This window comes from Arcticibacter sp. (genome assembly GCF_053551015.1).
In genome coordinates, this window is the sequence record NZ_JBMQOB010000021.1 from 139,247 (window position 1) to 155,291 (window position 16,045).

Consider the following 16,045-nt stretch of genomic DNA (forward strand, 5'->3'; position numbering starts at 1 on the left):
ACCCCCGGATACGCGGGTTCCGGCTCTCAAAAGGTCTTGCGGAGCGTTACATGCTTCTTCCCGAAGGAAGCTCCCGTAGCTTCGTGGAGTGAAAGCATCTTGTCATTAAAATCTCCTACCCATGAAAGTTCGAGCTCTTTGTATCTGCCCAGAGGCAGCACATATTCTTTCAACTTGATAAACATCGCCGATTCCAAACCGTGCTTCTGATATGCTGTCTTCGTTCCCATAACAATTGCCCGCATTCTGGAAACGCCTTTCCAGCGGAGGTATAAAAACTTCAGCTTCTGGATCAATCCTAACTTTCCGTTAAACGACTTGATGATTTGATTTGCGTCGGGGAGAATAATGACGAAGGAAGCAGGCTCTCCATTGACATAAGAGAACCAGATCAGATTGGGGTCCATGATCGTCTTCATCTTCTGAAACGTTTCGATGATGGTGGCGTTGTTGATGGGCACGAAATTGTCGAAGTCTTTCCACGCATCATTATATATTTCCATGAAGTCGCCTGCGAAATCGTTTATCTTTTTAGGATCGAGGGGTTTGAAGCTATAGCCCGGTTTTTTAATTACCCAATTTGCAATGCGGGTGAAGCGTTCCGGGAAGGGTTTATTCACGTCGAGGTGATTGGTAATCTGCTCGTAAAGAGGCAGGAAGCCGTAGTTGGAAAACAGCGACTTATAATAAGGATGATGGTAGTTCATTCCGTAGGAGGGTTGTGTAAATCCCTCTACAAGGAGACCCCAGAATGTGTCATTTTCTCCAAAGTTGATCGGGCCGTCCATCGCTTCCATTCCCTGCAACTGGAGCCACTGGCGGGCCGTATCGAAGAGGACGTTGGCGGCTTCCTGATCGTTGATGCATTCGAAAAAACTGATTCCACCGGTGGGCTGAGAATAGGTGTATGCTTTCTTTTCATTGATGAAGGCGGCGATGCGACCTATAAGATCACCAGAGGGACTTTTTAGGATCCACCTGGTGATCTTACCATGCTTGTGGAAATTGTTCTTTGCAGGGTCGAAAACAGCCTCGATGTCCTGATCGAGCGGGGATACCCAAACCTTACTGTCCTTGTATATGATTCTCGCTATCTCTAGAAATTGCTTCCTGTCTTTTTTTTCGTTTACTTCAGTAATAATCATATTTGAAAGGTTGTCAGGCTGTATTCCCTAAACATCTGTTTACAGGCCTTAATTAGCTCACGTTAGTGACTTTAGAATTCCTCATCATCAAAATCATTGAATTCTTCGAATCCGGCCAGGTCGTCTATCGAATTGTCGAATCCATCTTCATCGTCGTTAAAAAGCTCGCTATCTAACTCTTCTGGTTCAATCACTGAATTTTTCATGTTCGTATTTGCTCTTAGATTATTATGTCGATTTCGGTAGTGAAGTTTTTATGCTGATATAAATTTAGAATAATTTGCGCTTGCATGCTCTATTTCGATTTCAAAAATAATAGAAAATAGGGCTTTTAAGAAACGGAATCACCTATTATCCTTCATCAGCTTCTCCAATGGCGTTAGTCTCTGCCGGTAAATCCTTAATCTGAGGGAGTTCTGCGGCAGAGTTGATTCCAAAGTAATCCATAAACGTGGAACTGGTACTATAGAGCAAAGGTCTACCAATATTCTTAGACTTACCGGAAATAGCAATCAAGTCTTTTTCGAGGAGCTTTTGTATCGTATAGTCGCAGTTAACTCCTCTGATTTGTTCGATTTCCAGCTTTGTGATTGGCTGTTTGTATGCCACTATTGAAAGTGTTTCCAGAGCAGCCTGACTCAGCTTTTTTTTAGAACGCTGGGTCTGCAGCTTGCTGATGGCAGCGTGGTAGGGTGACTTGGTCAGGAACTGATATCCTCCATTAACTGCGACGACGGAGAATGGAAAGTCGTCACAATCGTACTTTCTGATGATGCTATCGAGATGACTTTGTAATTCTTCGGGGGGAAGAACGGCGCCGGTCAGTTCGTGTAGGACCTGCAGAATGTCTTTCTTTGTTATGCTTTGTTCGGAAGCAAATATCAATGCTTCGATATGTTGTGCTATATTTTCCAATGGCTGCAAAGTTAGTCAAAACTAAAATTCAGGCATAAAAAAAGCGGTGAAACTTTTGGGAAGCTTCAACCGCTAAACACACACTTAGATAAAAATATTTTGGTCCCTTAAACAATCATATTGAACAATACAATAATAGGTATATGAATCGTACTCTTTTATGTAAGTGAGTAAGCGGCTAATTTGATTGAGTAAACGGTTTGAGAGGGACTTTAACGGCAACTATTGTTCCTCCTGTCTCTTGCTGTAGAGCAGAAATCGAGATGCAATCTTTGTTAAACCTGTTCAACAGATCCACACGTTGCTGGGTGAGCTGCATTCCTCTACTGATATGATCACTACTTCGAGATCTCATCGATTCATCGATTCCGATGCCATTGTCTCGTATCGTTATGACGAGAGCGTTGTCGGCGGTGGTGATCTCAATGAGAATCTCACCTGGCTCGCTCATAGGCATAATACCGTGCCATATGGCATTTTCTACGTAAGGCTGAAGAAGCATGGAGGGTATATAGGTAGACGTAAGATCTACATCAGCGTTTGCGACAATGCTATAGCTTAGTCTGTCTCCAAAGCGGAGCTTCTCCAGCGAAAGGTATAGATTGAGATAGGTGATTTCTTCCTCAACGCTTATATAACTTTTGTTGCAGATATCGAGGTTCTTACGAATCAGTCTGGCAAACCCAGTCAGCACTTGGTTGGCCATTGCGTTATCTCTTGTGTTGATGAAGTACTGGATGGAGTTCATGACGTTAAATATAAAGTGCGGATTCATCATGGCCTGCAAGGCCTGCTGTTCTAGTGATATGATCCTGGTCTTTGTCAATAACTTTTCTTCTTCCCGCACTTGTTTAATGCGGTAATAGTGACGCACAAACATGAAAAGAGCGAAAATAGAGAGCCCCGAAGTGATCACAATAAACCACCAGCGCATCCAGAAGGGTTCATGGATATTTAATCGAATGGAGGTGGGCTGGGTCCAGTCAGTATACATGCTTTTTGCCCGCACTTCGAGTTCGTAGTGTCCAGGCTTCAATGAACTGAATTCTATGGTTTGTTCCTTTGTTTCAATCCATTCTTCATCGTGGCTGGTGCGGTAGCTATAAACCACTTGATCAGGGTGGGTGAAGTCCATGCACACGAAGGTGACGCTGACGTTATTTTCCTCGTGTGAAAGGTGCCGTACTTGCCTCATATCGGATGGATGATTGTTCACGAATATTGACCGTATGGTTACTGGAGGGATTGTTGTATTAGCACTTTGACCTGGCTCTCTGAAAATGGTCAAGCCGCTGTTGCTTGCAATATATGCCGTATCCTGATCAACATAGATGTCGTTGATTTCGTTGGATAGTAGTCCGTTGGCGGTACTGTAGTTTGTTATTTTCGGTTTATCCCGATTGAAGTGTATTTTGCTGACCCCCTTTCCTGTTACCACCCAGACGTTGTTGCCCTCTGCAAACAGCTTTTTGCATATATTACTTTGCAGGCCATCTTCTATCGTGATGGTTTGAATTAACTTAGCATCTTTTAACACGAATACGCCAAATCCATAGGATGAACAAATTGTCGTATTGTCAGGCAGGGTGATGATATCGGTAATGCGGTGTCGAAGTTTTGGATACTGTTTATAGGGTTCCAGCAGGCGACCATCTTTATACTGGTGCAAGCCTTCAATGTTTGAAAACCACAGTCCACCGTTCCGGTCATAATGGACAGCAAAAGCGCGGTTTGGGAAGTGTCTGGCAGTAGACAGATCAATGTGTGAGTCTCGCTTTGCCGAACGATCAACATTGAGGATGTATACGCCTGAAGCTAAAGCGACGGCGACATTATTCTCTTTATCGAGGCTGAAAGATTTAAGTGCGTAAGAGCTCCATTTAGGATCGTTCAGAAAATTCGTCTCAGTGGTGTTTCTGCTCCGACCAGAAAGTTTGCTGTCGGTGCCATACCAGAGTGTGCCTGAGGTTTTATCAAAGAATATTTTTTTGACGGGACTTTGACCGGCTGCTGGACGAGCGACGACGTTTTTGATGCTTTTTTGATCGAAAATGTCGATAGCGCCATCGGCATAGCCTAGCATAGAACCCTTGGCAGACTTTGCGAGAGCGGTGATAGCGTCTCCAGATAAGCCGTCGGATCGGGTAAGATGCCTGACAAAGCCGGTATAATAGGGCAGGAGGTAAACTCCGTCTCCGAGCGTGGAGATCCAGATATTGCCTTGTCTATCAGTTAGTATATGTGAAATGCTGAGGCCTTCGAGGTGATATTCGGATCTTTGACTCTCCAGGTTGCAGAGCAAGACCCCCTGGCCCATAGTGCCGATCCACATTTGCTTTTTGTTGTAAACGAAACTGCTGGCCGTTGCGGGTAACCTTTCAGGAAGGTTTACCACTTTGGTGGTTTGATTATCGTGAAGACGAATCAGGCCCTGCTGCCCAGGAAAAAAGATACTCCTATTGCTGCGATCGTAGTATATTGACTTCGGTGACAATGGATTGTGCCGAAGCCGAATACGCGTAAACTGCTTATTGTTTAGCTTAAAGACTGACCCTTCTGAAAATACGAGGATTTCCTTTGTATCGTTTTCCAGCACCGTTGCATTTACGAAAGAATTTTCAGGAGAAGAATAGACATCGACCTTTTTCTTGGGACTTATCTGAATTATCTTATTTTGATTTGTGGAAAACCAGAGCCGTTTGGATGAATCTTCAAAAAAGGCAGTGAGACTTCCGTGTCCCATAAACTTCTTGAGTAGGGGGTCGGTAGATGTATTGAAGAATTTACCACCGAGAAAGTAGCTGGGTTTTCCGTTGAGTGTCAGGAACCAGATCCTTCCTGAGGAATCTTCCCGGATTTGCAATACTTCATTGTCAGACAAGCCGTTGTCCATTGTGAACAATTCAAACTTATTGCCATCGAAGCGGTTGACGCCACTTTCTGTTGCGATCCAGATGAAGTCTTTACTGTCCTGAAAGACGTCGTACACAGTTGAATTAGCAAGGCCTTCTCTGACGGAGTAGTGACGAAAGTTAAGTGTGGCGGAGTAGGACTGCAGGTATGAACAAGCTGAAAAAAGAATAATTGATAATTTGATGCAGCTTTTAAGCCACTCTGTCTGAGGTTTCAGCATCATTCCGGTCATCGTTGAAAGTACAGTTTAGACTTTTCCTGAAACTCATTCGATCTTCTTCTGGAAATGGGCAGTGCGATGCCGTTTTTAAGAATTACCTGCATGCCGTTCTTATTAGAATACTCGCTCACAAAACGGAAATTTACAATGACTGATTTGTGAATCCGCATAAAATTGTTTTCTTCCAGATAATGCTCGAATTCCTTGAGCGGTTTCGAAATAATCATTTTATCGCCTCTTTCTAGATAGAAAATTGAGTAATTGCTGTCGGCCTCTACGTACATGATCTCGGACAGATCAATAATATGGAAACCATGAGTATGAGGGAGAGTGAGTTTAGGCATGGTATTTGGCCGGGGAACGATATTCCTTGGCTCAGTTTGCGCATTTCGAAGCGATGCATGGGCATTGTTGAGCTCCACCCATTTCGTTGCCTTCTGAACGGACTCTTTAAGTTCAGCAATGTCAATTGGTTTCAGGAGATAGTCTACAGCGTTTGACTTCAGTGCTTTCAAGGCATACTGATCATATGCTGTTGTGAAAATGACCATAATATTTTGCTCCTGCAGGGATGGAAGCAGATCAAATCCGCTTTCTTTTGGCATAGCAATATCAAGGAATGCGAGTTCAATCCTGTTTTTGCTGACGAACTCCCTGGCTTCCTGTGCTGATTTTGCGATGTAGCTTACATGAACATCAGGGCAATTCTCTTGAATAAGAAAGAAAAGCGATTTTCTGCTGTATTCTTCGTCGTCGACAATAATTGCTTGAAGAGCCATTTAGGTAATTTTGTTGAAAATACCCAAAAAAATGATTAATGTGGCAGTGCGCCTTTAATACGTGATGGTTTGTTGCTGTATTTCCTGTGGTATTTCTCTGAATCCATATTGCTGATTGCGCAGCTGAGGCTCGAATCCAGCTTCGCGTATAGATTGCTGAATACCGGCCGATGTGAACCGGTGCGGTGCGCCTGCAGCACTCACAACATTCTCTTCAATCATGATAGAACCGAAGTCGTTTGCACCTGCGTGTAGACAGATCTGTGCAACTGATTTTCCAACTGTCAGCCAGGATGCCTGGATGTTCTTGATGTTAGGTAGCATGATTCTACTGAGCGAAAGCATTCTGATATATTCATCGGCAGATACATCATTCTTAATACCTCTGACTCTTTTAAGAAGCGTCCCATCATCCTGGAAAGGCCATGGGATGAAGGCAATAAAGCCGGTAGAGCCTTCTGGTTTTTCGGACTGAACATCCCTAATCCAGACCAGGTGCTCAAAGCGTTCCTCTATCGTTTCGACATGTCCGAACATCATCGTAGCGGAAGAGCTCAAGCCCAGCTGGTGAGCTGCCCGCATAACATCAAGCCACTCCTGCCCACCACATTTTCCCTTCGAAATCAGGCGGCGAACACGGTCATTTAAGATCTCTGCACCTGCACCGGGAAGGGAATCCAGTCCAGCGTTCATCAGCTCCCTCAGTACCTCGGAATGGCTGAGGCCCTCGAGTTTGGCAATGTGAGCAATCTCTGGCGGACCGAGGGAATGCAACTTAAGGGTAGGGTAAAGTTCTTTAAGCTGTTTGAAGAGGTTTGAATAGAATGCCAGTCCCAGGTCGGGATGGTGACCACCTTGCAAAAGAAGTTGATCTCCGCCCAGGCGGAATGTTTCTTCAATCTTTACTTTATATGTTTCAATATCAGTGATGTAGCTGTCTACGTGCCCTGGACGGCGGAAGAAGTTGCAGAACTTACAGTTAGCAATACATACGTTGGTGGTATTAACATTGCGATCTATTTGCCAGGTGACTTTTCCGTGGGGAACCTGTTTCTTCCGGAGTTCGTTCCCGGTATACATCAGTTCATTCGTGGTCGCATGTTTAAATAAATAAACACCTTCTTCCTGACTTAGAAAATCAAAGTTGAGTGCTTTCTGCAATAGCTCCTGTACGTTCATCGGTGCAAAGATACAGAGTGTTTGTGCGAATTTTCACAGAAATTTGGAAATGGGGTCATCGAAGCGTAATTAAATCCTCTCAGAGCAGATATGCCGGATTATCTTTTGCGCATGGACGCGTGAATTCTCAATAAAATAGCTGTGGGTGTTCATTCCACCACAAACTACCCCTGCCAGGTAAATGTGAGGAATGTTTGTTTGCATCGTCTCGCTGTCGTGGGTGGGTAGCTGCACGTCGTCGACCGAACACTCTACACCGAGATTCTTTAAAAAACTAAAGTCCGGCAGATATCCGGTCATTGCAAGCACGAAGTCATTTGGAATGGTAACATCTCCTTCAGGAGTGTTGACGATGATGGACGAGGGTGTGATCTCTTTCAGTGATGAGTGGAAGTACGCTTTAATACTGCCTTCATTTATCCGGTTGATAATATCAGGTCTCACCCAATATTTTACGCGATGACTAATTTCAGAACCTCTGATCACCATGGTTACGTTTGCCGATTTACGATATGTTTCGAGGGCGGCATCTACCGAAGAGTTGCTGGCTCCTACGACAGCCACGTTTTGAAAAGCATAGTAATGAGGGTCTTTGTAATAGTGCTTGACTTTCGGAAGGTCCTCTCCGGGGATGTTGAGTTTCACGGGAACATCGTAGAACCCGGTCGAAACTATCACATTTTTAGCCGCATAGTTTCCCTTAGAGCTTTGAATCACAAAGGAGCCGTCTGGTTTGCGGATCACTTCCGTAACTTCTTCGAAAAGACGGATATTTAACTCGTAGTGTACAGCGGCGCGGCGATAATACTCCAGAGCTTCGGCACGCGTAGGTTTCAGATTAACGGATACGAAGGGGATATTGCCTATTTCCAGCTTCTCTGAAGTAGAGAAGAAGGTCATGTTTGCCGGATAGTTGTAGAGCGAATTTACCAGACAACCTTTCTCTACGATCAGGTAGGACAGGCCAGCCATTTTTGCCTCGATGCCGCAGGTTAATCCAATGGGTCCTGCTCCGATTATGAAAACATCAACTTGTGAGAGGGTCTCAGACATGAAAAAAAGCGCGTTAAAAGAAACGTCCGTCTATTGAACGGACGTTTCCATAAATTGTTACTTACCAGCTGCCTTTGCATGATCAGCAAGGAACTGCGTAAGACCACTGTCTGTAAGAGGGTGTTTCAGCAGTGCAGCAATAGCGGAAAGAGGTGCTGTAATTACATCGGCACCAACCATAGCACACTGAATGATATGCATAGGGTGGCGAACAGATGCCGCCAGTATCTGAGTTGTGTATCCGTAGTTAGTGTAGATTGTAGCGATGTCTTCGATAAGTGCAACACCGTCAGTCGAGATATCATCAAGGCGTCCAACGAAAGGAGAAACATATGTCGCTCCGGCTTTCGCTGCTAGCAGGGCCTGTCCGGGAGAGAAAACCAGTGTACAATTGGTTTTGATTCCTTTTGAGGTGAAATATTTGATTGCTTTGATGCCGTCTTTTATCATAGGAACTTTGACTACGATCTTCGGATGAAGTTTCGCCAGGGCCTCGCCTTCAGCAATTATTTCGTCAAATGTTGTGGCAATAACTTCAGCACTCACATCGCCGTCAGTTATCTCGCAAATCGCTTTGTAATGGTTGATAACGTTCTCATGGCCTGTAATTCCTTCTTTAGCCATCAGGCTTGGATTCGTAGTAACACCATCAAGAACTCCCATGTCGTGAGCCTCTTTAATCTGAGCCAGATTGGCCGTGTCAATAAAAAATTTCATGTTAATATTTAATTAGTTTTCAGCTACCGGGGACAAATCAAGGCTTGAATTACCTGCAGCCGCTCTAAAGGTAAACTTTTGATTTTGGTAATGGAAAAATAACGGAATTTTTGGAAACAAAAAAAGGGGCTAGCCCCTTCTATCGCACCGCTACGACTTTTTACCCTTGCTGCGTTCCCGCCCTGGGGGAGTTCAAAAGGAGCTGGTCGTAGAAGACTAACCCTTGGCACAAAGGTATGAATTAAAACAAAACCTGAAAATCATTTTGAAAAAAAATAAGAAATACCTAACTTGGATAAAAAATTCCTTGACTCATTTATTGATTCTGCGAGATTGTTTGGGAGTGTTGATGAATTAAGAGAATTCTAAAAAATCTCAAATCACTTTAAAAACTTGTCAAGAAAAGTTATGTTTGCTTTAGTGAACTTGAATGTTTCGTAAATATTGTTGAAGAATTGAAACTGTGAGGTAGAACCTTAATTCGTAATTTGCATTTATAAATCTGATGAAACAAACTGAAAATGACCAGATGGGTTTATACCGCCCGGAATTTGAACACGATTCTTGTGGAGTAGGCTTTATTACCCATATTAACGGACACAAAACACACCAGAATGTCTCAGATGCATTAACTATTCTGGAGAATATGGAGCATCGTGGGGCTTGTGGCTGTGATCCGGAGACAGGAGATGGTGCCGGACTTCTAATACAAATCCCTCATGAATTTTTGATGGAGGAGTGTATTTCGCTTGATATTCACTTGGGAGAACCCGGTCATTATGGTGTGGGGATGGTATTCTTTCCAAAAGATTCAGGTTCGAAAGAAGCATGCAGAACGGCATTGGTCAGTGCTGTAGAGAGGCTGGGATTGCCGTTTTTAGGATTCAGAGCTCTTCCCGTAGATCCCTCCGTCGTTGGCGAAACGGCTCTGGCTGTTGAGCCGTCAGTTGAACAAATGTTCATTGGCCGTCCGGGATCATTCATGAGTCCTGATGATTTTGAGCGCAAATTATATGTTCTAAGGAGACTTATCACAAAGACGGTCAACGAGACGACCAAGTATGGAGAAGATTTCTATATTGCTTCGTTGTCGAGCCGTATTATTGTATACAAAGGGCAATTAACCACCTATCAGCTAAGAACTTATTATAAAGATCTTGGTGACGAGAGGTTAACATCTGCATTTGGTATGGTGCACAGTCGTTTTTCTACGAATACCTTTCCATCATGGAAGCTGGCACAGCCATTCCGTTTTATGGCGCACAATGGTGAGATCAATACCCTCACAGGAAATCTGAACTGGTTCTATTCAGGATTAAGATCGTATGCCTCATCCTATTTTACTAAAGAGGATATGGATATCATCCTTCCGGTAATTGATAGTAATCAATCAGATTCTGCATGTCTGGATAATGTTGTTGAGATACTTGCACATACTGGCCGGTCATTACCGCACGTGATGATGATGCTGGTTCCTGAGGCATGGGATGGCAACGAACATATGGATCCTTTGAAGAAAGCGTTTTATGAGTTTCATGCCACGCTTATGGAGCCGTGGGACGGACCGGCCGCGTTAACCTTTACGGATGGCAGTCAGATTGGTGCGCTGCTTGACAGGAACGGTCTGAGACCGCTTCGTTACGCTATGACGAATGATAAACGCATTATCGTCGCGTCAGAGGCGGGTGCTTTACCTATCGCCGAGAGCATTATCATAAAAAAGGGTCGTTTGCAGCCAGGAAAGATGTTCCTTGTAGATCTGAAAGAAGGAAAGATCATCACCGATCAGGAGATTAAGCATAAGATCGCATCCAGCCAGCCTTACGGCGAATGGCTGGAAAACTACAAGATCAACATGGAAGAGCTTCCTGAGCCAAGGGTAGCCTTTACAAACCTGGCGAAGGATGCGGTGCTGAAATACCAACAGGTATTTGGTTATTCACGTGAGGATATTGAAACGATCATCAAGCCAATGGCTATTGACGGGAAGGAACCTATAGGGTCTATGGGTACTGACGTTCCTCTAGCTGTACTTTCTGATCGTCCCCAACATATTTCCAGTTATTTCAAGCAGTTTTTTGCTCAGGTAACCAATCCTCCCATAGACCCGATCAGGGAGCGAATGGTAATGAGTCTTGCTACTTTCATTGGAAGCAATGGTAACCTGCTTGATGAAGATAAAATGCATTGCCATGTTGTGGCGTTAAAGCATCCGATTTTAACCAACTACGAACTGGAAAAATTAAGAAGTATCGACACAGGCATGTTCCATGCCAAGACATTACAGACCTACTTCAAGGCAGACGGGCAGCCGGGTGCACTAAAAAATGGTCTGGAGCGTCTATGTCGTTATGCAGAAGACGCGGTAAACGACGGCTTCGAAGTGCTTATACTATCCGACCGTGCAATCGACTCTGAGCATGCTCCGATCCCGTCGCTTCTTGCGGTGTCTGCTGTTCATCACCACCTGATCAAACTGGGCTTTAGAGGGCAGGTTGGTTTGGTTGTTGAAGCAGGTGACATTTGGGAAGTTCATCATTTTGCATGTCTTCTCGCGTTTGGTGCGACTGCGATTAATCCATATCTCGCATTGGCGACTATTCATACGCTTAAAGAAGAGAATAAACTAGAGACATCTTTAGATTATTCATACTTATCAAAGAATTATATTAAGGCTATTTGCGACGGCTTGCTCAAGATATTTTCTAAAATGGGAATCTCTACGTTGCAATCGTACCAGGGAGCTCAGATCTTCGAAATTCTCGGTATAAACAAAGAGGTTGTTGACCGTTATTTTTCAGGAGCTGTAACCCGCATAGGAGGCCTTGGACTGGATGAGATTGCGAAGGAAAGCTTGTTCAAGCATAACTTCGGGTTTATCCATTCCAAGCCTGAGGAGCAGCTGCTTCCGGAGGGTGGAATCTATCAGTGGAAGAGAAGAGGAGAAGCTCACCTTTTCAACCCGCAGACGGTACACCTGTTGCAGCAAGCGACTCGTGCAAATGACTATTCTGTTTACAAGCAATATGCAAAGCACGTAAACGACCAGTCGCAAAAGATGTATACGCTGCGAGGTTTATTCGACTTTGCACATCATCGGGAGCCTATATCAATAGAGGAGGTTGAGCCGATCGAGTCAATTATGAAGAGATTCGCTACGGGAGCGATGTCTTTTGGTTCGATTTCTCATGAAGCCCATAGTACCCTTGCGATTGCGATGAACCGTATCGGTGGAAAGAGCAATACAGGAGAAGGGGGAGAAGATGACATTCGTTATCAGGCACTTCCAAACGGAGACTCGATGCGTTCTGCGATCAAGCAGGTGGCTTCGGGACGTTTCGGTGTGACATCCTATTACCTTGCGAACGCAGATGAGCTTCAAATAAAGATGGCCCAGGGTGCTAAGCCTGGAGAAGGTGGACAGCTGCCTGGCCATAAAGTTGACGAGTGGATTGCTAAGGTTCGTCACTCTACACCAGGCGTTGGTCTGATTTCGCCTCCTCCGCACCACGATATTTACTCAATTGAGGATCTGGCGCAGTTGATTTTTGACTTGAAGAACGCTAACCGTGCTGCGAGGATAAACGTGAAGCTGGTATCAAAAGCCGGAGTTGGAACGATTGCTGCGGGGGTTGCTAAAGCTCATGCCGATGTCATTCTGATTGCCGGTTATGACGGCGGTACAGGTGCGTCTCCGATCAGTTCTATTAAACATGCTGGCTTACCATGGGAGTTAGGATTGGCAGAAGCACATCAGACATTGGTACGCAATAAACTGAGAAGTCGTGTGGTCTTACAGGCTGACGGTCAATTGAAAACCGGACGAGATATCGCTATTGCTGCACTACTTGGTGCTGAAGAATGGGGTGTTGCTACGGCAGCTCTGGTTGCTGGCGGTTGTATTATGATGCGTAAATGCCATCTGAACACTTGTCCGGTTGGGGTTGCGACACAAGATCCTGAACTGCGTAAGTTATTTACAGGAAAGCCTGAGCACATTGTGAATTTATTCCGCTTTATTGCAGAAGAGCTTAGGGAAATTATGGCTGAGCTTGGATTCCGCACCATAAACGACATGGTAGGCCGATCTCAGTTCCTGAAGGTTCGTGAGAATAATACTCATTGGAAGACGAAAACACTGGATCTTTCATCAATACTGTATCCGGTGACCAATCCTTCGAATCTGACGTTGTACAATAGCGAGTCCCAGGATCATGGAATGGATAACATTATTGACTGGAAATTGCTAGAGCATGCGCAGCAGGCCTTGGAGAATAAAACACCGGTGTTTGGAAGTTTCAATGTAAAGAACACAGACAGAACTATTGGAACACTGTTGTCAAATGAGGTATCGAAAATATATCATTCCGCAGGGTTGCCGGATAATACGATTAATTATAAGTTTATCGGATCAGCCGGGCAGAGTTTCGGAGCGTTTACAGCTAAGGGACTTTCGTTTGAGCTGGAAGGGGAGGCTAATGACTACGTAGGTAAAGGCTTGTCGGGAGCAAGGCTGGCGATCTATCCATCCGCAGAGAGCACGCTGGTACCGGAAGATAATATCATTATCGGTAACGTGGCTCTGTATGGAGCTACCTCGGGAGAACTTTTCGTTAGGGGACAAGCCGGAGAACGGTTTGCCGTACGAAACTCAGGAGCTACTGCTGTAGTGGAAGGTGTAGGAGATCATGGATGTGAGTACATGACTGGTGGCCGCGCTCTTGTATTAGGCAAGACCGGACGTAACTTCGCTGCGGGTATGAGTGGCGGTATTGCCTGGATCTATGACGTAGATGGCACGTTCGCCGAAAATTGCAACCCGGAGATGGTGGATCTTGATCCGCTGACAGGAGAAGATGAGGAACAGATTTTAGCCTTGCTGAAGACCCATCTGCAATTGACGAAGAGCCATTTGGCACTATTCCTCTTAAGCAATTGGACAGAAGAGTCACGGAAATTTATCAAGGTATTTCCAAAAGAGTATAAAAGAGTATTACAACACGCACAATATCAACCAGCTAACTGATTATGGGAAAAGTGACAGGGTTTAAAGAATTCGACCGCGAGCTTCCTTCAAAAAGATCTCCGGAGGAAAGAATTAAAGATTATAAAGAATTCAATTTAATGTTCGCAGAGGACAAGCTGAATAACCAGGCTGCCCGCTGTATGAATTGTGGTATTCCATTCTGCCACTCAGGCTGCCCTCTGGGTAATATTATTCCTGAGTTTAACGATGCCGTATATAAGGAAAATTGGGAAGAGGCTTACCGCATTCTTTCCTCGACAAACAACTTCCCGGAGTTTACAGGTAGAATTTGTCCGGCACCATGCGAGTCTGCGTGTGTACTTGGTATCAATAAACCTGCTGTAACTATCGAGGAGATTGAAAAGCACATTATTGAAATCGCCTATGCAAAAGGTCTGGTTAAACCGAAGGTGCCCTTGGTTCGATCAGGAAAAACCGTTGCGGTAGTTGGATCAGGTCCTGCGGGCCTTGCAGCTGCGGCTCAATTGAACAAAGCAGGTCATTTGGTAACTGTTTTCGAACGTGATGACCGGGCCGGTGGATTGCTGCGATACGGGATTCCCGATTTCAAACTCGAGAAGTGGGTAGTAGAACGTCGTATTCAAATTATGGAAGAAGAAGGCGTTATATTCAAGTATAACACAGAAGTTGGTAAAGATATTCAGGCTAATCAACTGCTTGCCGACTATGATGCCGTTGTACTTGCAGGAGGATCAACTATTCCGCGTAACCTGCCCGCGCCTGGCCGTGAGCTGAAGGGTGTATATTACGCGATGCAGTTCCTGAAGCAACAGAATAAACGCGTGAGCAACATTGAGGTGCAAGGTGAAGAGATTCTTACTACAGACATGGATGTAGTAGTTATAGGTGGTGGAGATACCGGTTCTGACTGTGTGGGAACTTCTAACAGACAAGGTGCTAAGTCGATCACTCAGTTTGAACTGATGCCGAAGCCGCCGGTGAGTCGTACTGAGAGTATGCCGTGGCCAACTTATCCGATGGTCTTGAAAACGAGCTCGTCACACGAGGAAGGTTGCGAACGTTCCTGGGGTGTCAATACGAAGGAGTTCATTGGCGACGAGAACGGCAATTTAACAGGAATTCGTATTGCTGATGTAGCCTGGGAAACCGATGTGTTCGGCCGGCCGACCAAGTTTGCGGAAGTTGAGGGTTCGGAGAGGATACTACCAGCTCAGCGTGTATTCCTGGCTATGGGCTTCCTGCATCCGCAAAAAGAAGGCCTTTTGGAACAATTGGGTGTTGAGTTTGATGAACGTGGTAATGTTCGCGCTCAGGAAGGAATCTTCCAAACCAATATTGACAAGGTTTTTGCTGCCGGAGACATGCGTAGGGGACAATCATTGGTTGTTTGGGCTATATCTGAAGGTAGAGAAGCTGCGCGGCGAGTAGATCTGTTTCTGAACGGACATACTGCTCTGGAGAGTAAAGATGCCGAGAGCATGTATGCCTAGTAGCGTCATCATCTTATAATAAAAAAGCCGTTGTAAAACTTACAACGGCTTTTTTATTATGAGGTATCTGCACCAACGTGCCCTATCAGGAACGTGAGGCCTTTAACTTAGAGAACATGTCCCAGAGAACAATACCTGCTGAGACCACGATGTTAAATGAATGTTTCGTTCCAAATTGCGGAATCTCAATACAGTCGTCAATTTTCTTCATTACATCTTCTGAAACCCCATTTACTTCATTTCCGAATATTAGGGCGTAACGTTGATTTATATCGGGCTGATATTCGTCCAGCACGATACTGTTATTTGCCTGTTCAACAGCGATGATAACTTTTCCGTTTTCTTTTAGCCAGTCGATCGCATCTACGGTGTTTTCGAAATAGCTCCATTCTACCGATTGAGTTGCACCTAAAGCCGTCTTCTCAATTTCTCTGTGAGGAGGTTGGCCAGTGATGCCGCATAATACAATTCGTTCCAGGGCGAAGGCGTCTGAAGTTCGAAAAATCGAACCTACGTTGTGCATGCTTCTAACGTTGTCGAGAACCACTGTGAGTGGTAGTTTTTCCTGCACTTTGAACTCATCAACACTAACCCTGTTTAACTCGTCAAGTTTCAGCTTTTGCATA

The 16,045-nt window shown here is 44.8% G+C and carries 11 protein-coding genes and 1 other RNA gene; 2 read left to right on the top strand and 10 right to left on the bottom strand.

The genetic code is table 11. The features are described from left to right. Positions 1–26: 26 nt before the first annotated feature. The 9 genes from ACO1NU_RS14440 to ffs all read right to left on the bottom strand — a co-directional run bounded on the left by ACO1NU_RS14440 (position 27) and on the right by ffs (position 9,143). Positions 27–1,145: a GNAT family N-acetyltransferase gene (locus ACO1NU_RS14440; protein WP_448819196.1), complete on the bottom strand. Its 1,119-nt coding sequence runs from the start codon at positions 1,143–1,145 to the stop codon at positions 27–29. Positions 1,146–1,216: 71 nt separating this feature from the next. Further along, positions 1,217–1,351, bottom strand: coding sequence for a hypothetical protein (locus tag ACO1NU_RS14445; RefSeq protein ID WP_448819197.1), 135 nt, complete (start codon positions 1,349–1,351; stop codon positions 1,217–1,219). A gap of 145 nt (positions 1,352–1,496) precedes the next feature. Further along, on the bottom strand, positions 1,497–2,060 hold the full coding sequence (scpB, locus tag ACO1NU_RS14450) for an SMC-Scp complex subunit ScpB (protein WP_448819198.1): 564 nt from the start codon (positions 2,058–2,060) through the stop codon (positions 1,497–1,499). 178 nt (positions 2,061–2,238) lie between these two features. Next, complete coding sequence (locus ACO1NU_RS14455; RefSeq protein ID WP_448819199.1) at positions 2,239–5,196, bottom strand: two-component regulator propeller domain-containing protein; 2,958 nt, start codon at positions 5,194–5,196, stop codon at positions 2,239–2,241. Between the two features lie 5 nt (positions 5,197–5,201). After that, a complete protein-coding gene (locus tag ACO1NU_RS14460; RefSeq protein ID WP_448819200.1) occupies positions 5,202–5,972 on the bottom strand; it encodes a LytR/AlgR family response regulator transcription factor in 771 nt (256 codons plus the stop codon). A 54-nt stretch (positions 5,973–6,026) separates the two neighbouring features. Then, on the bottom strand, positions 6,027–7,151 hold the full coding sequence (locus tag ACO1NU_RS14465) for a CofH family radical SAM protein (protein ID WP_448819201.1): 1,125 nt from the start codon (positions 7,149–7,151) through the stop codon (positions 6,027–6,029). A 69-nt stretch (positions 7,152–7,220) separates the two neighbouring features. Further along, on the bottom strand, positions 7,221–8,204 hold the full coding sequence (locus ACO1NU_RS14470) for a YpdA family putative bacillithiol disulfide reductase (protein WP_448819202.1): 984 nt from the start codon (positions 8,202–8,204) through the stop codon (positions 7,221–7,223). Between the two features lie 57 nt (positions 8,205–8,261). Further along, complete coding sequence (fsa, locus tag ACO1NU_RS14475) at positions 8,262–8,921, bottom strand: fructose-6-phosphate aldolase (protein ID WP_448819203.1); 660 nt, start codon at positions 8,919–8,921, stop codon at positions 8,262–8,264. Positions 8,922–9,045: 124 nt separating this feature from the next. Further along, positions 9,046–9,143: signal recognition particle sRNA small type (gene ffs / locus ACO1NU_RS14480), an RNA gene on the bottom strand. Between the two features lie 283 nt (positions 9,144–9,426). Between ffs and gltB the strand changes: the two genes are divergently transcribed. Both gltB and ACO1NU_RS14490 read left to right on the top strand, forming a co-directional pair. Continuing rightward, a complete protein-coding gene (gene gltB / locus ACO1NU_RS14485) occupies positions 9,427–13,947 on the top strand; it encodes a glutamate synthase large subunit (protein WP_448819204.1) in 4,521 nt (1,506 codons plus the stop codon). Positions 13,948–13,949: 2 nt separating this feature from the next. Then, a complete protein-coding gene (locus tag ACO1NU_RS14490) occupies positions 13,950–15,419 on the top strand; it encodes a glutamate synthase subunit beta (RefSeq protein ID WP_448819205.1) in 1,470 nt (489 codons plus the stop codon). A gap of 85 nt (positions 15,420–15,504) precedes the next feature. On the opposite strand, the gene ACO1NU_RS14495 is transcribed toward ACO1NU_RS14490, so the two are convergent. Then, entirely contained in the window at positions 15,505–16,044 is a 540-nt protein-coding gene (locus tag ACO1NU_RS14495) for an RNA methyltransferase (protein ID WP_448819206.1), read from the bottom strand. Position 16,045: the final 1 nt, after the last annotated feature.